Below are 22,261 nucleotides of genomic sequence, written 5' to 3'. Positions count from 1 at the left end.
AGAGGAATTACGCAATGCAAATTTTTAGAGTTCATGAGAATCATCAAATAAGTGCAAAATTTTTAGATAACCGCCGTCTTTCTAAACAAGTATTAGAACTTTATCAAATCATTAATGTATGTTTAGCGAAGCTAGAATATATTGAAGGTAATACACGTTATTTAAGTCATCCTATTGTAAAGCATGTTTTTAATGATGGCTATCCGTATTTAGAGGACACTTATCACTTATTATTAGATATGGATAAAGAACATAGAAGAAGAGGTGGGAAAAGGTCTAAAGACTTTGAACATCAAATTTCTCAAATGGGTGATATGATAGATAAAGGTATTAAAGATGGCGCATTTTCTTCTGAAAAATTATCACCTATATTTGTTTATGGTGAAACGAAATTAATGAATGATCAAGCTTATTTAGAATATGAAAAATTATTATTTATGAAATGGACAGAAGATAAAATTGCACCTCGGTGTAATATAAGTAGGTGATAACATGCGTAAAAGGTCAGATATTGAAAAATTATGGAGACATGAAAAATATAATGTCATGATGCATAGTCAAAAGTCATATTTAGATATAAGAGAGTCTTTAAAGGGAGATATCTCATATGACGATTTACAAAGTATGATTGATGATGCTAAAGCCATTGTTCCGACTAAAGGATCAATCATCAACACTTATGATCATATGTGGGGGTATTTTAAGAAAATTGCTACTGAAGAAGAACGTAACCAATATTTGAAGTATAAATCTCAATATCAAGAAAATGAAATTCAATACCATTGTTTAATCACATTTATATACAAGCTTGCTATGAAATATAATCAAAAGTATTTATTAGAATCTACTATTTTACATTGATTTAACAATCAAAAGTTTAATGATGATTGTGTAACTTTGAAAAGGGTAAATATTATATAGAAAGTAGATTTTAAGGAGGCTGAATAAAATGGAAGAACGTGTATATCAAAAAATGTGGGACACTTTAAAAAAAGAAGTACAATTTAATATAGTGGAACTCGAACAAATGGAAGAAGAAAACGAATCTCCTGGATTAAAAAAAGCCCAGAACATGATGGATCATTTAGAGAAAGAGTTTATCAAAAATTCATAATCAATCATAATCATTTAAAAACATTTAAATTTGTTCTGTAAATCTATAAAATATATGTAATAACACATTATTAATAAGCATTTACATCAATTCCCTCTAGATTCGCTTAATATAGTTTTGTAGTATTTATATATTAAGTTTTTTGGAGGCAGTTATGTTTTTTGATAAAAAGATTATCGTATTTGAGAATTTAGAGAATAAATACAATCAAGAAGAAGCAAAAAATATATTTTTGAGACATTCCATTGATTATGACTTTATTACAATAAGTAGCCAATCTATTATTTTAGGTGGATTACAATATCCTTCAGCACAGAACAAAGATCAATTTATTGCTGATTTTAATGACTATTTAGGTAACTAATGCATTTAGCTGCCTCAAGTTTTAAAACTTGAGGCAGCTTTTTTATTGATAAGTGACAAAATTGTCATACTATTACTGATTTTGTTCGTTTATATTTGGGTAATATATCTATAGAGAGACTATAATAATATTTATAGTTGAAGGAGGGATATTATGCTCGTAAATAAATGGATTTATATCGCATTAGCTGTGTTATTAGGAAACTTTGGCGTTCATAAATTTTATGCTCAAAAACCAGTTGTTGGACTATTACACTTAGCATTCTGTTGGACAGGGATTCCACATGTTATCGCATTCTTCAGTGCTATATTTGCATTGTTTAGACAATCTGATGAACATGGTAATATTCAAGCATAGCATGTTGTGAAATGCTTTTATTAAGTTTTTAAAACTCTAGATATCATTATAAATAATTTTTCGAAAAACCCGCTTCACTGTATATGTTCAGTGAAGCGGGTTTTAATTATTCATTATTCAAATCTACATAGAACAATTTAACTTGGTCACGTAATATTTTTATTTCAACAGGCGTTTCGAACAGAATTTCACCGTCTATATCTAATTTGGCTGATGGATCAGTAGATAACGTAGCTGCTTCACATGATATATGTTGTATGCTGTCACTAATCTCATTCCAATTCATGCTATCTTTTACTTTAAAGAAGTCATTGATGATACTGAAGTTTTGTTTATCGAAAATAAATATATTCATTTTACCATCAGTAGGGGATAAGTCTTCTAAAGGTATTCTACTACCACCTACATGTTGACCATTCGCAATCAAAATCATCGATGTTTCACCTGAATATGTTTCGTTATCAGCTGTTAATTCATATTGATAAATTTCTGGGTTAGCTACCGTTTTTATAGTAGAAAAAATATAACTGAATTTACCTAATAATTCTTTTTGGTTGGATTCAACATTTTCAGCGTTTTGAACCATTAAACCAATACCTGCAAAGTTAAGTGCATAGGTACCATTGACATCTAATACATCAAATGACTTAATTTGACTCGATAATAAATCTTGAGAAGCTTGCATTGGTTTTTGAGATAAATTTAAAGTCTTAGTGAAATCATTGAATGTTCCACCAGGTAAGACACCAATGGGTATTTGGAGATTATTTTCTACGACACCATTTATTAATTCATTTAAAGTTCCATCGCCGCCTAGTACAAAAATAACATCATAAGCTTGTTCGTTTGTATCGGCAACTAATGTTTTACAATAAGAACGGATTTGTCCTTCTTCTTTACTTAATTTTATTGTTAATTCATCACAAAACTGAGTTAAATTTTCTGTAACTTGTCCGAGTTCTTTATATATATTACCTTGGCCAGCTGCTTCGTGGTAAAATAAAATTCCTCTATGAAAATGTTGTGTCATAATCGTTATACCTCCTGTATTGTACCTTTTATTACAATACCATGTATAACGATTGATAAACAATTTTAAATAAAATATTTTAATGTGTTAAAATGAATAAAAGCATTGAAAAGGGGAGGATTATTATCGCTTCACAAAATGATTATATCCATTATGAAATGGACAAAAGAAAGCAACCTTTACTAGGTGTTGTGATCCATAACGATGCAAGTGAGTTAAATGCTAATGAATGGCGTGAAGTATTAATAGACGCACCTGAAGAAAGATATGTCCAAGGTATCGCGCATTATTACATCGATAGAAATCAACAATGGCAAGCGATTGATACTGAGCGTATTGCATGGCATACCGCTAATTCAATAGGTAATGAACAATATTTAGGTTATGAAGTATTAGAATCTCTCTCAAGTACGGATGAAGAATTTTTATTAAATGAGCAGGAAACATTAAGAGCAATCGCTTCAGATATGATTGATTATAATTTAACACCTAATCGTGATACTGTTAGATTACATTTGGAGTTTAGTGAAACTGAATGTCCGCATCGTTCATTAGAAATTCATACGAATTGGAAGACAACATTAGATGGCATGCCAGATGAGTGGATTATAAATGAAATGAAAGATTATTTTATCGAACAAATTAAGCAATATATATTGAATTAAAAAAGCGTGTGGATGTGAAATCATTTGATTTCTATCCCACGCTTTTTAATTATTGTGCATATTGTTGTTGTATTTGAACTAATGCGTTATAGAATAGTTCAGGTTGTTCTGGACCATTGTATGTTCCTTTTTCTAATGCAGTTAATGAAGCTTTTTCAGGATTTGTTAATTCGCCTTCATATTTTTGTCTCCTTTCTGCTTTATAATGATTAATTTAAGCTAAAAGACTAAGTGTGTTTGTTTAGATTTTTCTGATAAATCTGTATAATGTTTATATGATTAGAATATGCAGGAGGAATTCAAATGACTAAAAAAACAATCGGTTTTGTAGGTACAGGCGTTATGGGAAAATCTATGGCAACACACTTAATTAATAATGGCTATGAAGTAAACGTTTATAATAGAACGAAATCTAAAGCAGATGAATTGGTAGAAATCGGCGCGACTTGGTGTGACACTATTGCAGATTTATCTAAGACTAGTGATGTGATTATATCTATAGTTGGTTATCCTAAAGATGTTGAATCTATTTATTTAGATGAAAGTGGGATTATAAACCATGCTAAAGAAGGCACAACTATTATAGATATGACAACTTCAAGTCCTGCTCTTGCAGAGAGGATTTATAATGAAGCAAAAACAAAAAATATTAACAGTTTAGATGCACCCGTATCTGGTGGTGATGTCGGTGCAAAAAATGCTACATTAACTATTATGGTTGGTGGAGATAAAGAAGTATTTAATCAAGTTGAAGATATTTTTAATGTTATTGGACAAAATGTCGTCTATCAAGGTAAAAGTGGCAATGGACAACATACGAAACTTGCTAATCAAATTGCAATCGCAGCAGGTATGTTAGGTGTAGCAGAAGCCATTATATATGCTGAAGAAGCGGGATTAAATATAGATAAAGTGTTCAGTTCTATTGAACACGGTGCTGCAGGTAGTTGGTCATTATCCAATTTAGGGCCAAGAATGGTTAAAGGAGACTATGCACCAGGATTTTATGTTAAACATTTCATTAAAGATATGAGAATTGCGATAGAAGAAAGTGAAAAAAGAGACTTATATATGCCTGGATTATTAAAAGCCAAAGAAGTATATGATGCACTAAGTGAAGCAGGTTTTGAAGATAATGGTACTCAATCTGTTATTCAATTATTAAAAGATCACATTAAAAAGGGGTAATACAATGGATTTAAATGAATATCAAAACCTTGCATCAAGAACAATGTCTGATGTTAAAAGAGATCTTGATAAAAGCTTGATTAATGGTGCATTAGGATTAACAGGAGAATCTGGTGAAGTTGCAGATGTTGTTAAGAAATACGTATTTCATGGTCATGAATTAGACAAAGAAGCATTAAAGAAAGAACTAGGTGATGTACTTTGGTATATCGCATGTTGCGCTTCTGCTCTTGGTGTAGATTTAGATGAAATTGGTCAATTAAATATTGAAAAACTTAAAAATAGATATCCAAATGGATTTTCAAAAGAAGATTCACTAAATCGTAAAGAATAATAAACAATTATCTATTGGATAATAATGACAAAACTGTTAGAATGAAAAGGAATGAAAACGCTTTCGTAGGAGGTAGCTATATTGGAAGGAAACGAACAATATTTATCTATAGATGAACTAAAACAGTTAATGTCTGACTATCCATTTCAATATATTGTTTGTGGACAAAGTGCGATTGATTTATTTTTAAATGAATATACGCACACTAAGGAAATCATGAGCATAACAGTAAGCAGAGAAGAGGTGCTTACTTTAGCAAACTACTTTTTAGAACGCCATTATCAAATAGTAGTTGAGACACCATTGAATGAACTAAAAGAAATTACTGTTGAAGAACTTGGAGAATATAAGAAATATTATATTTATAATCAGAAAAAGCAATGTAAGATTCTTAAAGTTTATATATATGAAACGAAAGATGAGAAATGGCAATTTAGTCATGATCACAATATAGAAGTGGAAGATTACAAAATATATTTCCATAGTTTAGAACATGATGTGAAGTATTTACGACCAGAAATTCAAATGATGTACAAGCTATATCATGAACTGAGACAAGATGATATTTATAAATATCAAAAGTTAATACAACATTTAAGTTATTACCAATTCTTTATGCTTAGAAAAGTGATAGGAAAAGAAAAACTTAATCAGATTATTTTATCAGATACATAAAAGAAGCCAATGATTAAATCATTGGCTTCTTTTAGTTATTATGCGAGTTGTGTTGTTTTATTTGCGAAATATTCATCATATATAGCTTGAACGGCTATATCAGAATATTGCTCATCAATACCAAACATCATAGAAATTTCAGATGAACCTTGGTTAATCATATTCAAGTTCACATTCCTCTTGCTGAGTGCTGCAGTTGCTCCAGCTGCTGTACCAACTGCTTTATTCATACCTTCTCCTACAATCATTAAAATAGCTAAATCATAATCAATTGTTAATTCATCTACTGGTATGTTTTCTCGAATTTTACTTAAAACTCTTTCTTCTTTTCCTTTAATTTGAGTCGATCTCATAATAATACTAATACTATCGATACCAGATGGGATATGTTCTATTGAAATATTTTCTTCTTCTAAGATACTAAGTACTTTACGTGTAAATCCAACTTCTCTATTCATTAAGTATTTTTTGACGTTTATAATTGTAAATCCTTTATCACAGCTAACGCCTGAAACGATATGAGATAAATGAGAGATGTTACGTTCACTCACAATGTAAGTACCTTTATCAGTTGGTCTATTTGTATTCTTGATGACAACTGGAATACGATCTTTATAAAGTGGTTCTAGTGCCTCATCATGAAATACACCAAAACCAGCATATGATAATTCACGCATTTCTCTATATGTGATTTCTGGAATCACTTCAGGTTGAGATACAACTGTTGGATTTGCTCTAAAGATACCAGATACATCCGTAAAGTTCTCATACAAACTTGCTTTAATACCTCTGGCTAAGATAGCACCTGTTATGTCTGATCCACCTCTAGGGAAGGTCACGATATCATCATTTTCAGAATAACCAAAGAATCCAGGAATAATTAATTTTTCATCATAATCACGTAATTTATAAATATTCTCATACGACGATTCTAATATCATAGCATTGCCTGGTTCATCTGTGACGATTATGCCAGCTTCTTTAGGTGATAGATAACGTGTAGGGTGGCCTAATTGATTATTATATTGTGCAATGAGTTGTGCATTAAAATCTTCTCCACAACTCTTTAAACCGTCTAATAAGCGTTCAGGTTTATCATGGTACACGTCTATCAAATTTAGTAAATGACGTTTAATTTCATCTAAAATAGAACGATCCATGTTGAGTTCAGTCACAATTTCTTCATAACGATCAACGATTTGATTGAGTTTGTTTGAATAATCTAATTGATTAATAACTTTTTCGTATAAGCGTATGAGCAAATCCGTTGTTTTAATGTCTTCTTTAAATCTTTTTCCAGGTGCAGATACGACTACAATTTTTCTTTCATCATCAGAGTTAATGATGTTAACGACTTTTTTAATTTGCTCACTGTTAGCGACGGAACTTCCGCCAAATTTTGAAACTTTCATTTTATCAGTCCTTTTACTGGGGGGTAATGTAATTGTAGCTCTTTACAAAGCGAGAAATAATGATAATATTACTATTAATTCTAATTATTCAAACTTTACAAAAAACTTTAATGAATTTATACTATAATAAACTTGAGTCTATTTCAAGTAGACATTTGTATTTTTAACAAGAACAATATATTTAAGGTGAGTGAGGAAATGAAAGTATTAAATGTAGCAGTATTAGGTCTCGGCACTGTTGGAACAGGTGTCGTGAAGATTGTTGAAGAAAATAAAAAGCAAATAGAAGACACGATTGGGAAATCTATACATATTAAACATATTCTTGTGAGTTCTGTGAACAAGAAACGTGCAATTAATACTTCTAGCTATCATTTAACTGAAAATATTAACGAAATTTTAGAAGATGAAGAATTAGATATCGTTGTTGAAGTAATGGGTGGTATCGAACCAACAGTAGAATGGTTGAAAGCATTTCTTTCTAAAGGTATACACGTCATTACTGCAAATAAAGATTTATTAGCCGTACATTTAAGAGATTTAGAAGATTTAGCTGAGAAAAATAAAGTTGCACTCAAATATGAAGCGAGTGTAGCAGGTGGTATTCCGATTGTGAATGCGATTAATAATGGTTTAAATGCCAATAATATTAATCAATTTATGGGTATCTTTAATGGCACATCTAACTTTATTCTTAGTCAAATGACTCGTGAAGGAAAATCTTATGATGAAGCATTGCAGCTTGCAACAGATTTAGGGTATGCAGAAGCGGATCCAACTGACGATGTCGAAGGAATTGACGCAGCTCGTAAAGTTGTAATTACGAGCTATTTATCATTTAATAGAGTGATTTCGTTAAATGATGTTGAAAGAGTTGGTATTTCAGATGTTGAAATCGAAGATATTAAAGTTGCAGAAAAATTAGGCTATAAAATTAAATTAATTGGTCAAGGTAAATACGAGAATGGTCGTGTTATTTCAAGTGTTAAACCGACATTGTTACCAAATAGCCATCAAATGGCGCATGTCGAAGATGAATATAATGCAATATATGTAATTGGTGATGCTGTTGGAGACACAATGTTTTATGGTAAAGGTGCTGGTAGTTTAGCTACTGGTAGTGCTGTTGTTTCTGATTTATTAAATGTTTCATTACAATTTGAATCAGATTTACATACATTACCTCCACACTTTGAACTTAAAACAGAACGTACGAAAGAAATCGTTGAAGATGAAGTAGTTAAATTCCCACTGAAAAATAGTCATTTTATTATCGTTGAAAGTGACAAAGATGAAGATGTCTTAAGAGATGATATTAAAGCGACAATTGAATTTCATAGAAGTGTTAAAGTAGAACAACGTACTGAAAATACGTATGGTATTGTCATCAGAGGTATTGATGAATTACCATTTGATCAATTAAAAGAAAATGGCATTAATATTTTGAAATATTATCCAATTGAAGGAGATAAGTAATATGGGCAGATGGCAAGGATTAATTCATAATTATAAAGAATATTTACCAGTGAACGAAGGAACACCAGAATTGACTTTAAATGAAGGTAATACACCATTAATTCATTTACCTTATTTATCTGATAAATTGAATATTAATTTATTCGCTAAGTTTGAAGGTCTTAACCCTACAGGTTCTTTTAAAGATAGAGGTATGGTAATGGCAGTTGCAAAAGCGAAAGAAGAAGGTAAAAAAATCGTGATATGTGCCTCTACTGGTAATACATCAGCTTCAGCTGCCGCTTATGCTGCTAGAGCAGGTTTAAAAGCAATTGTTGTTATTCCTGAAGGTAAAATAGCACTTGGTAAATTAGCACAAGCAGTTATGTACGGTGCTGAAATTGTATCAATTAAAGGGAATTTTGATGAAGCATTAAATATCGTTAAAAAAGTTGCAGAAAAAGGTGAAATAGCACTTGTAAACTCTGTAAACCCATATAGAATTGAGGGGCAGAAGACTGGTGCATTTGAAATTGTAGAGCAATTAGATGGTAAAGCACCAGACTTATTTGCGATACCAGTTGGAAATGCTGGAAATATAACAGCATATTGGAAAGGTTTTAAAGAATATCATCAATTAAATCAATCAGGTCTACCTGTTATGTGCGGTTTCCAAGCTGAAGGTGCATCTCCAATCGTACAAGGTAAAGTTGTAACAAATCCAGAGACAGTAGCGACTGCGATTAGAATTGGGAATCCAGCTAGTTGGAAATTGGCCGAGGCAGCACGTGATGAATCAAATGGATTAATAGATAGTGTGACAGATGAAGAAATTCTTAAAGCATACAAACTTATGACAAGTAAAGAGGGCGTCTTCAGTGAGCCAGCAAGTAATGCTTCAATTGCAGGTTTGTTGAAATTGCATGAACAAGGTAAATTAGAGCCGAATCAAACTGTTGTAGCAATTTTAACAGGAAATGGATTGAAAGATCCTGATACTGCTATTGATTTACTTGATTCGCCAATTACACCATTAGAAAATGACGAACAAGCAATTATTGATTATATTGAGCGTGCATTAAAATGAAGAAATTAAAGCTTAAAGTACCAGCCTCAACTGCTAACCTTGGGGTTGGTTTCGACTCAATCGGAATGGCTCTAGATAAATATTTAGAAGTAGAAGCGTATCTGTCCGAAGATGGAAAATGGCATTTTGAGCATGTTGGACCTCATCTGAAAGGTTTACCTGTTAATGAGGAACATTATATTACTAAAATTGCACAAACTGCTACAGAGAAATTTTCGAAAGAAATGCCAGCATTAAATTTAAAAATGTATAGCGATATTCCACTTGCGAGAGGATTAGGTAGTTCAGCATCTGCGCTCGTAACGGGGTTATTTCTTGCAAATTATTTTGCGAATTTAAAGTTATCTAAATATGAGTTACTACAACTTGCAACTGAAATTGAAGGACATCCAGATAATGTTGCCCCAACAATTTATGGTGGATTAGTCTTAGGGGTATATGATCCAGAAGCTAAACATACGGATGTATCATATATAGATATACCAAAAGTTGATGTTATTGCTACAATACCGGAGTATGAGCTATCAACAGAGAAAGCGCGTAAAGTATTACCAGAAACACTATCTTTAAAAGATGCCGTTAAATATAGTGCAATAAGCAACACGATGATTAGTGCATTAATTCAACATAATTATGAATTAGCTGGAAAGATGATGATGAAAGATGGTTTTCATGAACCTTATCGTCAACATTTGATCCCTGATTTTGAACGTATTAAAGCATTAGCTATAGAACATGGCGCGTATGCGACTGTTATTAGTGGTGCTGGTCCAACTGTATTAACGCTCGTCAAAAAAGAATTGAGTGGTAAACTTGTAAGGGCGTTACAAGATGAATTTGAAGATTACGAATCAGAATTGGTAACCATTAATCGTTATGGTATTAGTCAAAAAATCATAAACTTATAAACAAAAGTGAGATGCTTATATTCTATGTATGATAGAATATAAGCATTATTATATTTAAGGAGAACAACATGACATATAAATACATCGTAATGGATATGGATGATACACTTTTGACTTCTAAGAATGAAATAAGTGAAGTAACATATCAATACTTAATGGAGAAACAAAAAGAAGGCATGAAGTTAATACTTGCATCGGGGCGACCAACTGCAGGTATGATTAAGCATGCAGAAGTGCTAGATTTAAAAAGCTATGGTGGTTATATTGTAAGTTACAATGGTGCTTTTGTTATAAATGCTGAAGACCAAAGTATCCTATTTAATCAAACAATTAGTCAAAAAGATGCACACGATATTATTGATTATTGTAGAAGTCATAATTTCTTTTATTTAACATATTTAAATGACCAAATTATTCATGATACGACACATGATTATATGAACATTGAAAGTGAATTAACAGGTCTTCCAATGAGTAAAGTTAATAATATTAAAGAAGCTATTATAGGTGATGTTCCAAAAATAATGGGTGTTGATTTCGAGGAGAATATTGCAAGTGCAAATGAAGCGTTGAATGGTAAATTTAATGACCAAGTGTCATCAACAATAAGTAAACCGTACTTTTTAGAATTCATGAATAGTGAAGTTTCTAAAGGGAAATCGTTGCAAAGATTGTTTGATCAAATTGATGCGGATTTCTCAGAAGTGATAGCTTTTGGTGATAGTTTAAATGATTCTGACATGTTAGAAAGAGCAGCAGTTGGTGTTGCTATGGGAAATGCGAACGATACGATTAAAGGTATTGCAGATGTTGTTACAGACGACCATGACCATGATGGTATTGTAACAGCGTTAGAAAAAATATTAAATGCATAAAAATAAAGCAGTTCAAACCTTAAATTTTTAAGATTTGAACTGCTTTTTATTATTCGTGACGATCTTCATTAAATGCGATTGAAGTCATTTCAATTACTAGAATTGATTTTGCCCCAAGAATTTTTAATTGTTGTACAATATCATCAATTTCAGTCTTATGTCTCAGCCTTTCAACAAATACGATGATTTGTTCGTACTGATCAATCTCTAAATTGTATAAATAATGTGTGATTGTTCTTTCCAATGGAGACATAAAGCTAATTTTTTTATTAGAGTGTCTTAATGTACTCGAATCAAAATTAAAGCGAGTAGTACCTTGTACACGTATTTCTTTACCAGGTAAATAACGAGCAATTTGAAGTGGAACGTATAAGAATTCTCCTATACCAATGACAAATTTAGGTGAATCATCTAAAAAGTCATTCAATAATTCTCCCATACGTTGAAATAGATCTTCAGATACTTGTTGTTCTTTACCATTTAAAGTGAATCTACCTGTTGAAATAAAATATGGATTATCGTGAATCGTACCATCACGCAGCATGTTTTGTGCTTTTACAATAAAATGATCATTTATGACATTTCTTAATGAGTAATATTGAACTTTCGTATCGTGTTTTTGATTATCTAGTAGTTCATTTTGAATTAAATCTTTCGTCTCATGGTCAATAGCTGTAATTTCTACATCAAACGACATAAGTGAAATGATGTTGATTTTAATATTTAAAGATTTTTCCAAACTTGAGAATGCTTCTTTAACACTTTGAGATCTTAAATCAATAGGTGTTAATACAGTGAATGTTTCTCTTTCAGGACATTTATCATAAATCTTTTTAATGAGATTTAGTACAGAATTACCATTTAATAAATGATTATCAATGATTGCGACACGTTCATCATTATCAAAGAAGTCTTTATCTTTCGTATAGAAATATAAACGTTCTTGAGGATCAACAATATCGCTATGATCTAATAATGGTGGATGAGAAATAATCTTATCTCGTGTAGAAGCTAAGAACATCACATCATCATCAAATAAACTAAAAATCGATTGTCCTAAATTGACAGCACGTTCACTTAAGCCTAAAAATCTTGTTGGTGGATAGTGACCAAGTTTATTAGATTCAACCATATTTAAGGCTTGAATCATTTTACTGCGATTTTTACTGTTAATAGCTTTAGCGATCGTTTGAATACGTTCATCCGTTTCGCCTGTTAACGACTCATGATATAAGAATCCTAATAATAAACCAACAAGTAAAGGATGCTCTGGATATAATCCTCTAGAATATCCTAAACAAGGAGATACTGGTATAAATGGAAATTCTGAATGTTCTTCTTGTGTAATTGCGAGCATTTCATCTATTTCAAAATCAAATCTATTTTCTTTAACTTTCACTTCAACTTGCTGTTCGTTATCTAAAGGAAAAACTTTACTTACTTGGGACATGTGATTACTCCTTTATTTACTTGTATGCGTCCATTCATGGCTGAATTTCTTTCTCTTAATATGCGCATAAATTTGGTCCGCTGCATAGTCTTGGTTCGTATAAACAGTAATATCAAAAAATGCTTGATTCTCTTCAAATGGTTCATTTAAATATAAATCTTTAAGATGATCAAATAATGATTGCATCTGTTCCCGAGTTAAACTTGTATATTCTCTAAGTGTCTTCTTAACGAGTTGAGCATGTGTGTCATAAATGCTTTGAACAACAATGACAAAGCGTTCATCTTGTTCCATAACATCATCAAATAAATTAGTTTGACCTGTCATATTTACACCTTCTTTATTCTAAAATTATCATTAATATTTATTATACTATATATATCGCGATATGAAAAAGTAGATTATAGTTAGCAAATTTTTATAAACGTTTTGAACAAGGGAGTTCGGGATTAGGGGAATGATATTTTGTGTAGGATTTATTGTTACAAAAGTAGGCAGAAGTGTAACTAAGAGGCGCCATAGTAACAAAAGTCAGCAGAAGTGTATCTAAGGAAAGCATGCACGAACAAAATTTTAGATATAAATAACGCCACTCAAGTTGATTGAGTGGCGCTTTTAAAAATTATTTCTTATATTGGTGTTTTCTTAAATCAATATCTTCAAGTTTGATAATTTTTGATTTCGTTGTGAATTTATGAATAAAGTATACTACGAAACCTAATATAATCGGTAAGAATGATTCGATTAATACTGGGAAGTTCAATGTCATAATGCTATCAAATGATTGACCGATTAATAAGAATGCTATAACAGCGATTACGATGATTGGTCCTAATGGATATAAAGGTGCTTTATATTCAAGTGTATCTGTCGCTGATTTGCCTTGTTTCTTAATGGCCATCCTTAATCGAATATGACTGATAATACTCATTAGCCAAACTAAAGTAACAAGTGCGCCTAACATATTCAACAATCTATAATAACCATCAGCGTTAATCGTTGCATATACGATAGACGCGAAAATTAATACGATTGTGACGCATAATGAAACGAACGGCATATTGTTTCTATTTAAGTTATTGATAAACTTAGGTGCTTGCTTATGTTGAGCAAGTGAGTAAAGTAATCTACTTGTAGCATATAAGCCTGAGTTACCAGCTGAAATAAGTGCTGTTAAAATAACTGCATTAATAATGGAAGCAGCAAATGCTATACCAACTCTATCAAATACGATTGTAAACGGACTTTGTGTTACAGTGTTTGATTTATTTAATAACAATGGATCAGTATATGGAATAATTGCTGCAATCACAGCGATTGCTAAAATATAAAATAATAAAATTCTCCAGAATACTTGTCTAATTGCTTTTGGCATGGATTCTTTAGGGTTTTCAGATTCACCAGCTGTTACGGCTACTACTTCTGTACCACCGAAGCTAAATCCAGCAACAAGTAGTACGCCTAAGAAACCAGAAATACCATTTACGAATGGTGCTTCTTTATAAGTGAAGTTTGATAATCCTAATGGTTCATTTCCACCTAATATTCCAAATATCACAAGAACACCAACTATTAAGAAGATGATAATAGTCGCAACTTTTATAAAACTTAACCAATATTCAGCTTCACCAAATGCTTTAACTGTAAAAGCATTTAATAAAAATAGAATGATTAAGAAAATAATGCTCCATACAAACGGGTTAATATTTTGGAATATATCCCAGTATGTAATGATTTTTGCTGCAGTTAATATATCGACGCTTGTTACCAGTGCCCAAATTACCCAATAAAGCCAACCAACAGTAAATCCTGCTGACGGATCTATAAATCTACTTGAGTATGCACTAAATGAACCAGAAACTGGATAAAAAGTTGCAAGTTCTCCTATAGCTGTCATTAAAAAGTAGAGCATAACACCAATAATAGAATAAGCTATAAGTGCACCACCAGGTCCTGCTTGAGTGATGACTGCACCACTCGCCATAAACAAACCAGTACCAATTGAACCACCAATGGCAATCATTGATATGTGTCTAGTCTTTAATCCTCGTTTCATTTCTTCCATATAATTCACCTTGCTTTCTAATAGTACAATTTATCTGTAAATAAAATATACATATTATTTTATTAGTATTTCAGTAAATAAGCAACAAAAACTTTTAACGCATAAATGCTTTAAAGTCATAAAGTTTCAATGTATAAAAATAGAAGTCATTTCAAATGTATGAATTGACTTCTTTGTCGTATATTTTCTTATAAAATAAGAAATTATTTAGTTTCGCGGTGTAAAGTGTGACGACCTAATCTTGGACAGTATTTTTTCATTTCAATACGTTCAGGATTTGTACGTTTGTTTTTAGTTGTAATATAATTTCTGTCGCCACATTCAGTACATGCTAACGTGATATTGACACGCATGTTCATCAGCCTTTCTATTCAGTAATCGTTACGTTTTATAATTTTAGCATAATACAAATGAGTTTTCAATGCAAAAATATGTGTATTATATAATTGCGATATGATGTGTAAAAGCGTATATTGTTATAATTAAAACAAATAATCATGTAGGAGTTAAAATATGAAAAAAATATATATTATAGTTGGTGCACTATTAATGATGGCGTTCATCCTTGCAGGTTGTAATAACCAAACATCAAAGGATGACAAAATTAAAATCTATGCTACAAACTTTCCATATGAAAGCTTTGCTAAACAAATTGGTGGCAAATATGTAGATGCCAATTCTATTTACCCAAGCGGTACAGATTTACATAACTATGAGCCAACTCAAAAAGAAATACTCAATATCGCTAAAAGTGATCTATTTATTTATTCTTCAAATGAATTAGATCCAGTAGCTAAAAAAATTAGTTCTACTATTAAAAGTGATGATCATAAATTAGAAGCGGTAGCTAATTTGAAAGAAAGTCATATTTTAGAACATCATCATGAGCATGATGAAGAAGAGCATGAACATGAACACGAAGAAAGTGCTAATGATCCACATATTTGGTTAGACCCAATTGTCAATAAAGAAGCGGCTAAATCCATTAAAGAAAAACTCATTCAAAAGGATCCAGAGCATAAAGATTATTATCAAAAAAATTATCAAGACCTCATTAAAGATATAAACGAAATTGATGAAAGTTTACAAAACATAACGAAAAATACAAAAAGAGATACAGTATTTATTTCTCATGATTCTCTAGGTTATTTAGCTAACAGATATCATTTTAAACAAAAAGGTGTCACAGGCATGAATAATGAAGAACCAACTCAAAAAGAAATATTAGAAATTATTAAAGATATTAACAATTCGAAATCTCCATATATTTTATATGAACAAAATGTTAGTTCAAAAATGACAGATATTATAAAGAAAGATACAAAAAGTAAACCGTTAAAATTTCATAATTTAGAAGTATTAACTAAAGATGAAGCAAAACAAAAAAATATTTCATATCAGTCTTTAATGGAAGAAAATATCAAAACTCTTGATAAAGCTCTAAATAAATAATATTTATAGTATTATTTCGTTTACTTTTACTACTTAACCATGTATAGTAACTAATGGATTATTATTAATAGTTGTGAAAGAGGTTATTGATATGAAAATTTTTGATTATGAAGATGTACAGTTAATACCAAATAAATGTATAGTAGAAAGCCGTTCTGAATGTGATACTACTGTAAAATTTGGTCCAAAGACATTTAAATTACCAGTAGTACCTGCCAATATGCAAACAGTCATGAATGAAGAACTAGCTGAATGGTTTGCTAGTAATGATTATTTTTATATCATGCATCGCTTTGATGAAGAAGGACGTATTCCATTTATCAAAAAAATGCAAAGCCAAAACTTATTCGCTTCAATTTCTGTAGGTGTTAAAGACAATGAATATACTTTTATAGAACAACTTTCTAATGAAGGGCTTGTTCCTGAATATATAACAATAGATATTGCACACGGTCATTCTGAGCAAGTTATTAGAATGATTAAACATATTAAACAACATATTCCTGAATCATTTGTAATTGCAGGTAATGTTGGTACACCTGAGGGTGTTCGTGAACTTGAAAATGCGGGTGCTGACGCAACAAAAGTTGGTATCGGACCAGGTAGAGTATGTATTACAAAAATTAAAACTGGATTTGGTACTGGTGGATGGCAATTAGCTGCAATTAACGCTTGTAGTAAAGCTGCTAGAAAACCAATGATTGCTGATGGTGGTATTAGAACTAACGGTGACATTGCTAAATCTATTAGGTTTGGTGCAAGTATGGTAATGGTTGGTTCATTATTTGCTGCACATGAAGAATCTCCAGGTGAAACAGTTGAATTAGAAGGTAAACTATATAAAGAGTATTTCGGTAGTGCATCTGAATTTCAAAAAGGTGAGCGTAAAAATGTAGAGGGTAAAAAGATGTTTGTAGAACATAAAGGCTCTCTAAAAGATACGTTAATTGAAATCGAACAAGATTTACAAAGTTCTATTTCATATGCAGGTGGAAAAGATCTACATTCTATTACAAAAGTAGACTATGTAATTGTTCGTAATTCAATATTTAATGGTGACAGTGATCGCGGCTAAAACAAGAGAGGTGACGACTTGAGAAAAGTATTCTTTTTATTTATGTTGCTATTATGCTTAACACTTATCAAGCCAGTCCCAGAATCAGATTTGTCTAGACAAATTGGGCAAAAAGTATTGAATGTTCAACAAGGATTACAACACGAAGAATCAGCTAAAAAGGTTGAACTGAAGACACCAGATGACCAAGAATTTGCGATTAATAATATTCAAATCAATCAAACAAAAAGCGAAGTAGAAAAGAAACTTGGTAAACCTAAGCGTATAACGGTTAATGAATATAACGAGAAATGGCATGTGTATCATAACGACTATCATGAATTTGTGATGGTAAGTTATGATCATGACAAAGTAACTGGTTTATATACAAACCAAGACCTTATAACTTCTAAAAAAGGTATCACAAGTAAAATGAACAAAGATAAAGTTCGTTCTATACTTGGTGAGCCTGTGAAAGCAATAGAAAAAGAAAAAGTGAAACTCATACAAAATGATGAAGATTATGATGTTTTCAAATTTGATAACATCTATACAACCGTGTTTTATGATAAACATGAAAATAATCAAATTAAAGGTCTCATGCAGATTGCATCATCAACTGAAGATAAGCGAACGAATCAGTATCATGCAGCATCTGATGAATACAAAAAAGCTTTAGAATTACAAAACTTTGATCTTGTAAATGCCGAAAGAGTACAGTTTGGATTACCAACATTAACTTATAATGAACGTATTAGCGAAACTGCAAGAAAGCATAGTCAAGACATGGTGAATAATGATTATTTTGATCATAATAACAAACAAGGTATGTCTCCATTTGATAGATTAGATCGAGATGGTTTTAAATATGTAACAGCTGGGGAAAACTTGGCTTATGGTCAAATCAGTAGTATATATGCACATCATGGTCTCATGAATTCACTTGGACATAGAAAAAACATTTTAAATAAAGATTATAAAGAATTAGGTGTAGGTGTTGATATTGGTGAAGAATTACAGCCATATTGGACGGAGAACTACATCACGCAACAATAGAAAAGAGATAAATGATATTATCTTATCAACGTTGATATAATTAAATCGAGAAAAGTCAATATTTCATATTTCCTTAAATGTTTAACACATGTTGTTTCTAGTAATTTTGATTGGTGAAATAACATATAAAGGGGTAGTTTTACATGGAAAATAAAGAAATAAAACGAAAAGATTTAGATGTCTTAGAACGTATTAAAGAATTATTAAATAAAAAAGATGTATCATAAATATATGACAAGTAAAGAAAGAACTCGATAAAGGGAATATGAAAAAAGGAGATGCAATCGCATCTCCTTTTTGTTATGTTACATTTCTCTAAACAATCCAACAACTTTACCTAATACTGTAACGTTATCTAAATAAATAGGTTCCATTGTACTGTTCTCTGGTTGAAGTCTATATCGCGTTTCCTCTTTGTAAAAACGTTTAACTGTAGCTTCATCATCTTCTGTCATTGCAACTATGATATCACCATTCTCAGCGATTGATTGACTACGTACGATTACTTTATCGCCGTCTAGTATACCAGCTTCAATCATGCTATCACCGACAACATCTAATATAAAGATATTGCTATTATGTGTTGATGTGAAATGTGCTGGTAATGGGAAGTATTCTTCTACATTCTCTACAGCCGTAATAGGTATACCTGCTGTAACTTTACCGATAACTGGAACGTGAATGGTGTTCTCTTGGTTAATGTTCTCTCCAACTGTTTCTGTGATTTCTATTGCTCGTGGTTTAGTTGGATCACGTTTAATGTAGCCCTTTTCTTCTAGTCTTGATAAATGACCATGTACTGTAGAGCTTGACGCTAAGCCGACTGCTAAACCAATTTCACGTACGCTAGGCGGATAGCCTTTCGTTTGTACTATATGTTTGATGAATTGATATATTTCAGATTGACGTTTAGTTAATTCTTTCATAGTCGCACGCTCCCAATTAATTATTTAAATTTATTATAGCACATACGTTTCCTTTGAACAAACATTTGTTCGTATTTTTATTGACTACGAACATTTGTTCTGTTATTATAATAATACAAACAAACGTTCTAGGAGGAATTGAGTATGACAATTACAATTAAGAAGACAATATTAGTGTATATAGCAGTATTCTTAATGACTTTATTAATTGGATATTTATATTTAGCTCAGTCTAATGATCTTTATAATACAGAACAAACGTACGAAATGACCGATCATCAAATTAAACAACAAAGCGATAAACAACATAACCATATATCTGATTCCAATACATTAGTAGGGTCAATAGATTGAATTTAAACACGAGTAAATCCATTTGGATTTACTCGTGTTTTTTGGTATCTTTTATGTATAAAGAAAGTGGGGATATTATGCTAGATAAAGCAAAAATAGAAAGAATTAATGAATTAGCGAACAAAAAGAAATCTGAAGGTTTAACAGATAGTGAAGCTAAAGAACAAACAAAATTACGCGCTGAGTATTTACAAGCTTTCCGCGGGAATTTTAAAAATACAATCGAGAATACTAAAATCATTGATCCAGAAGGTAATGATGTAACTCCTGATAAGGTAAAAGAAATTCAAAAAAATAATAATATAAGAAAGTAAGTATAAATTAAGTAATAATAATTAATTTTTGAAAAAATTTCATGTATAATGAAAAGGGATTACAAGAATAAAGGAGACTACATTTATGTTTAATGAAAAAGATCAACTTGCAGTAGATTCAATCCGTGCTTTAAGTATAGATGCTATTGAAGCAGCTAACTCAGGACATCCTGGTTTACCAATGGGTGCTGCACCTATGGCATATGCATTATGGACTAAGCATTTAAATTTCAATCCACAATCTAAGAACTATTTTAATAGAGACCGTTTTGTTTTATCTGCTGGACATGGTTCTGCATTACTATATAGTTTATTACACGTTTCAGGTAGTTTAGAACTTGAAGAAGTGAAGAACTTCAGACAATGGGATTCTAAAACACCTGGACACCCAGAATTTAGACATACTGATGGTGTAGAAGTTACAACAGGACCTTTAGGACAAGGTTTTGCAATGAGTGTTGGTATGGCAATGGCTGAAAAACACTTAGCAGGTAAATTTAATAAAGATAAATACGATGTAGTAGATCATTACACATATGTTTTAGCAAGTGATGGTGACTTAATGGAAGGTATTTCTCATGAAGCAGCTTCATTAGCAGGTCACTTAAACCTTGATAAATTAATCACATTATATGATTCTAATGATATTTCATTAGATGGTGAGTTAAATAAAGCATTCTCTGAAAATGTTAAAGAAAGATTCACTTCATATGGTTGGAGCTATATCTTAGTTGAAGATGGTAATGACTTAGAAGCTATTGATAAAGCGATTACTGAAGCAAAAACATTAGAAGGCCCAACATTAATCGAAGTTAAAACAGTTATCGGTTATGGTGCGCCTAATAAAGCAGGTACTAATGGCGTGCATGGTGCTCCATTAGGAGAAGAAGAACGTGAATTAGCATTAAAAGCATACGGTTTAGATCCTTCTAAACGCTTTAATGTACCTCAAGAAGTATATGATATCTTCAGTGAAACAATGCTTAAACGTGCAAACGAAGACGAAGTAGCATGGGAAAAATTAGTCGAAGCTTATACAAATGATTATCCAGAATTAGGACAAGCATTTAAACAAGCCATTTCTAATGAATTACCTGTTGATTATGATAAAGAATTACCAGTTTATGAAGCTGGAAATAGCAGTGCCACTCGTGCGGATTCAGGTGAAGTGATTCAAGCATTAAGTAAATCAGTACCTGCATTCTTTGGTGGTTCAGCTGACTTAGCATCTTCAAACAAATCAAATGTTAAAGATGAAGCTGACTTTAGTAGCGAAACTCCAGAAGGACGCAATGTTTGGTTTGGTGTTCGTGAATTTGGTATGGCTGCTGCAGTTAATGGTATGGCAGTACACGGTGGTGTTAAACCATATGGTGCAACATTCTTCGTATTCAGTGACTACTTGAAACCAGCTGTAAGACTTTCAGCAATTATGGGCGTACCTTCAACATTTGTATTCACACATGATTCAATTGCTGTTGGTGAAGATGGCCCAACACATGAACCAGTTGAACAATTAGCTGGATTAAGAGCGATTCCTAACTTAAACGTTATTCGCCCTGCAGACGGTAACGAAACAAGAGTAGCATGGAAAGTAGCTTTAGAATCTGAAACGACACCAACAGCTTTAGTGTTAACAAGACAAAACTTAACAGCTTTAGATGTTGAAGAATCAGTGTTAGAAGAAGGTGTTCGTAAAGGCGGATATGTTGTATATCGTTCAGAAATCGAACCTGAATACTTACTACTAGCATCTGGTTCAGAAGTTTCATTAGCTGTTGATGCAGCTAAAGATATCGAAGCACAAGGTAAAGGTGTGCAAGTTGTATCATTACCTAACTGGCATGCATTTGATCAACAAGATGCTGAATATAAAGCATCAGTATTACCAGCATCAATCACTAAACGTGTAGCAATCGAAATGGCATCTTCTCTAGGTTGGCATAAATATATTGGCATTGAAGGAAAAGTCATTACAATTGATACATTCGGTGCAAGTGCGCCTGGCGACTTAGTAGTTGAAAAATACGGATTTACAAAAGAAAATGTATTAAACCAAGTATTAAGCTTCTAAAGAATCTTAAAAAGCCTCATCCAAGAAACTTGGTTGAGGCTTTTTCATTTTA

General features: G+C 31.7%; 26 protein-coding genes. 19 read left to right on the top strand and 7 right to left on the bottom strand.

What is annotated here, in order from left to right:
• Window positions 1–14: 14 nt before the first annotated feature.
• The 5 genes from ACJTHF_RS07430 to ACJTHF_RS07410 all read left to right on the top strand — a co-directional run bounded on the left by ACJTHF_RS07430 (window position 15) and on the right by ACJTHF_RS07410 (window position 1,835).
• A complete protein-coding gene (locus ACJTHF_RS07430) occupies window positions 15–488 on the top strand; it encodes a pyrimidine dimer DNA glycosylase/endonuclease V (protein WP_058591441.1) in 474 nt (157 codons plus the stop codon).
• Window positions 489–492: 4 nt separating this feature from the next.
• On the top strand, window positions 493–861 hold the full coding sequence (locus ACJTHF_RS07425) for a YbgA family protein (protein WP_078355743.1): 369 nt from the start codon (window positions 493–495) through the stop codon (window positions 859–861).
• A gap of 88 nt (window positions 862–949) precedes the next feature.
• Window positions 950–1,114: a hypothetical protein gene (locus ACJTHF_RS07420; protein WP_162841924.1), complete on the top strand. Its 165-nt coding sequence runs from the start codon at window positions 950–952 to the stop codon at window positions 1,112–1,114.
• 154 nt (window positions 1,115–1,268) lie between these two features.
• Complete coding sequence (locus ACJTHF_RS07415; RefSeq protein ID WP_048542719.1) at window positions 1,269–1,478, top strand: hypothetical protein; 210 nt, start codon at window positions 1,269–1,271, stop codon at window positions 1,476–1,478.
• A gap of 153 nt (window positions 1,479–1,631) precedes the next feature.
• A complete protein-coding gene (locus ACJTHF_RS07410; RefSeq protein WP_058591443.1) occupies window positions 1,632–1,835 on the top strand; it encodes a TM2 domain-containing protein in 204 nt (67 codons plus the stop codon).
• 106 nt (window positions 1,836–1,941) lie between these two features.
• On the opposite strand, the gene ACJTHF_RS07405 is transcribed toward ACJTHF_RS07410, so the two are convergent.
• Window positions 1,942–2,865, bottom strand: coding sequence for a diacylglycerol/lipid kinase family protein (locus ACJTHF_RS07405; RefSeq protein ID WP_232157168.1), 924 nt, complete (start codon window positions 2,863–2,865; stop codon window positions 1,942–1,944).
• Window positions 2,866–2,957: 92 nt separating this feature from the next.
• Here ACJTHF_RS07405 and ACJTHF_RS07400 point away from each other — a divergent pair, with 92 nt between their 5' ends.
• From ACJTHF_RS07400 to ACJTHF_RS07385, 4 genes are all read left to right on the top strand, one after another.
• The gene (locus ACJTHF_RS07400) at window positions 2,958–3,530 is read left to right on the top strand and encodes an N-acetylmuramoyl-L-alanine amidase (protein WP_153653375.1); all 573 of its coding nucleotides are present in this window, start codon (window positions 2,958–2,960) and stop codon (window positions 3,528–3,530) included.
• A 303-nt stretch (window positions 3,531–3,833) separates the two neighbouring features.
• Window positions 3,834–4,718 carry an NAD(P)-dependent oxidoreductase gene (locus tag ACJTHF_RS07395; protein ID WP_078355745.1) on the top strand — a complete coding sequence of 295 codons (885 nt, stop codon included), beginning with the start codon at window positions 3,834–3,836 and terminating at the stop codon, window positions 4,716–4,718.
• 4 nt (window positions 4,719–4,722) lie between these two features.
• Complete coding sequence (locus ACJTHF_RS07390) at window positions 4,723–5,052, top strand: nucleoside triphosphate pyrophosphohydrolase family protein (protein WP_078355746.1); 330 nt, start codon at window positions 4,723–4,725, stop codon at window positions 5,050–5,052.
• A gap of 81 nt (window positions 5,053–5,133) precedes the next feature.
• Complete coding sequence (locus ACJTHF_RS07385) at window positions 5,134–5,727, top strand: hypothetical protein (protein WP_058591447.1); 594 nt, start codon at window positions 5,134–5,136, stop codon at window positions 5,725–5,727.
• 38 nt (window positions 5,728–5,765) lie between these two features.
• Here the strand turns inward: ACJTHF_RS07385 and ACJTHF_RS07380 are convergent, their stop codons facing one another.
• A complete protein-coding gene (locus tag ACJTHF_RS07380) occupies window positions 5,766–7,139 on the bottom strand; it encodes an aspartate kinase (protein WP_058591448.1) in 1,374 nt (457 codons plus the stop codon).
• Window positions 7,140–7,337: 198 nt separating this feature from the next.
• Between ACJTHF_RS07380 and ACJTHF_RS07375 the strand changes: the two genes are divergently transcribed.
• The 4 genes from ACJTHF_RS07375 to ACJTHF_RS07360 all read left to right on the top strand — a co-directional run bounded on the left by ACJTHF_RS07375 (window position 7,338) and on the right by ACJTHF_RS07360 (window position 11,464).
• On the top strand, window positions 7,338–8,615 hold the full coding sequence (locus ACJTHF_RS07375) for a homoserine dehydrogenase (RefSeq protein WP_058591449.1): 1,278 nt from the start codon (window positions 7,338–7,340) through the stop codon (window positions 8,613–8,615).
• Window position 8,616: 1 nt separating this feature from the next.
• Window positions 8,617–9,681, top strand: a complete 1,065-nt coding sequence (thrC, locus tag ACJTHF_RS07370) for a threonine synthase (RefSeq protein WP_058591450.1) — start codon at window positions 8,617–8,619, stop codon at window positions 9,679–9,681.
• The gene (gene thrB, locus ACJTHF_RS07365; protein WP_058591451.1) at window positions 9,678–10,589 is read left to right on the top strand and encodes a homoserine kinase; all 912 of its coding nucleotides are present in this window, start codon (window positions 9,678–9,680) and stop codon (window positions 10,587–10,589) included. Before thrC ends, thrB begins: the two co-directional genes overlap by 4 nt.
• Before the next feature lie 68 nt (window positions 10,590–10,657).
• Window positions 10,658–11,464, top strand: a complete 807-nt coding sequence (locus ACJTHF_RS07360; RefSeq protein WP_088592385.1) for a Cof-type HAD-IIB family hydrolase — start codon at window positions 10,658–10,660, stop codon at window positions 11,462–11,464.
• Between the two features lie 49 nt (window positions 11,465–11,513).
• Here the strand turns inward: ACJTHF_RS07360 and ACJTHF_RS07355 are convergent, their stop codons facing one another.
• The 4 genes from ACJTHF_RS07355 to rpmG all read right to left on the bottom strand — a co-directional run bounded on the left by ACJTHF_RS07355 (window position 11,514) and on the right by rpmG (window position 15,332).
• The gene (locus ACJTHF_RS07355; protein WP_048542740.1) at window positions 11,514–12,914 is read right to left on the bottom strand and encodes a phosphoribosyltransferase domain-containing protein; all 1,401 of its coding nucleotides are present in this window, start codon (window positions 12,912–12,914) and stop codon (window positions 11,514–11,516) included.
• 12 nt (window positions 12,915–12,926) lie between these two features.
• Window positions 12,927–13,241: a hypothetical protein gene (locus tag ACJTHF_RS07350; protein ID WP_025905885.1), complete on the bottom strand. Its 315-nt coding sequence runs from the start codon at window positions 13,239–13,241 to the stop codon at window positions 12,927–12,929.
• A 295-nt stretch (window positions 13,242–13,536) separates the two neighbouring features.
• Window positions 13,537–14,979 (bottom strand): amino acid permease, encoded by a 1,443-nt coding sequence (locus ACJTHF_RS07345; RefSeq protein WP_048543154.1) that lies wholly within the window; start codon window positions 14,977–14,979, stop codon window positions 13,537–13,539.
• A 203-nt stretch (window positions 14,980–15,182) separates the two neighbouring features.
• Complete coding sequence (rpmG, locus tag ACJTHF_RS07340; RefSeq protein WP_049318964.1) at window positions 15,183–15,332, bottom strand: 50S ribosomal protein L33; 150 nt, start codon at window positions 15,330–15,332, stop codon at window positions 15,183–15,185.
• Between the two features lie 160 nt (window positions 15,333–15,492).
• On the opposite strand from rpmG, the gene ACJTHF_RS07335 reads away from it, so the two are divergent.
• The 3 genes from ACJTHF_RS07335 (at window position 15,493) to ACJTHF_RS07325 (ending at window position 18,541) form a co-directional block, all read left to right on the top strand.
• The gene (locus ACJTHF_RS07335; protein WP_106417582.1) at window positions 15,493–16,431 is read left to right on the top strand and encodes a metal ABC transporter solute-binding protein, Zn/Mn family; all 939 of its coding nucleotides are present in this window, start codon (window positions 15,493–15,495) and stop codon (window positions 16,429–16,431) included.
• A gap of 91 nt (window positions 16,432–16,522) precedes the next feature.
• The gene (gene guaC, locus ACJTHF_RS07330; protein WP_025905892.1) at window positions 16,523–17,506 is read left to right on the top strand and encodes a GMP reductase; all 984 of its coding nucleotides are present in this window, start codon (window positions 16,523–16,525) and stop codon (window positions 17,504–17,506) included.
• An 18-nt stretch (window positions 17,507–17,524) separates the two neighbouring features.
• A complete protein-coding gene (locus tag ACJTHF_RS07325; protein ID WP_106417270.1) occupies window positions 17,525–18,541 on the top strand; it encodes a CAP-associated domain-containing protein in 1,017 nt (338 codons plus the stop codon).
• A 305-nt stretch (window positions 18,542–18,846) separates the two neighbouring features.
• Here ACJTHF_RS07325 and lexA read toward each other — a convergent pair whose 3' ends face one another.
• Window positions 18,847–19,467, bottom strand: coding sequence for a transcriptional repressor LexA (gene lexA, locus ACJTHF_RS07320; RefSeq protein WP_025905896.1), 621 nt, complete (start codon window positions 19,465–19,467; stop codon window positions 18,847–18,849).
• Window positions 19,468–19,611: 144 nt separating this feature from the next.
• Between lexA and sosA the strand changes: the two genes are divergently transcribed.
• The 3 genes from sosA (at window position 19,612) to tkt (ending at window position 22,209) form a co-directional block, all read left to right on the top strand.
• The gene (gene sosA, locus ACJTHF_RS07315) at window positions 19,612–19,821 is read left to right on the top strand and encodes a DNA damage-induced cell division inhibitor SosA (protein WP_058591456.1); all 210 of its coding nucleotides are present in this window, start codon (window positions 19,612–19,614) and stop codon (window positions 19,819–19,821) included.
• 77 nt (window positions 19,822–19,898) lie between these two features.
• A complete protein-coding gene (locus ACJTHF_RS07310) occupies window positions 19,899–20,135 on the top strand; it encodes a DUF896 domain-containing protein (protein WP_025905900.1) in 237 nt (78 codons plus the stop codon).
• Window positions 20,136–20,220: 85 nt separating this feature from the next.
• Window positions 20,221–22,209: a transketolase gene (tkt, locus tag ACJTHF_RS07305; RefSeq protein ID WP_058591457.1), complete on the top strand. Its 1,989-nt coding sequence runs from the start codon at window positions 20,221–20,223 to the stop codon at window positions 22,207–22,209.
• Window positions 22,210–22,261: the final 52 nt, after the last annotated feature.

Origin of the sequence: Mammaliicoccus sp. RAM2 (assembly GCF_045897195.1) — a bacterium.
GTDB lineage: Bacteria > Bacillota > Bacilli > Staphylococcales > Staphylococcaceae > Mammaliicoccus > Mammaliicoccus sciuri.
The sequence above is the reverse complement of the archived record's forward strand: the minus strand, read 5'-3'. Positions and strand labels throughout refer to the sequence as shown.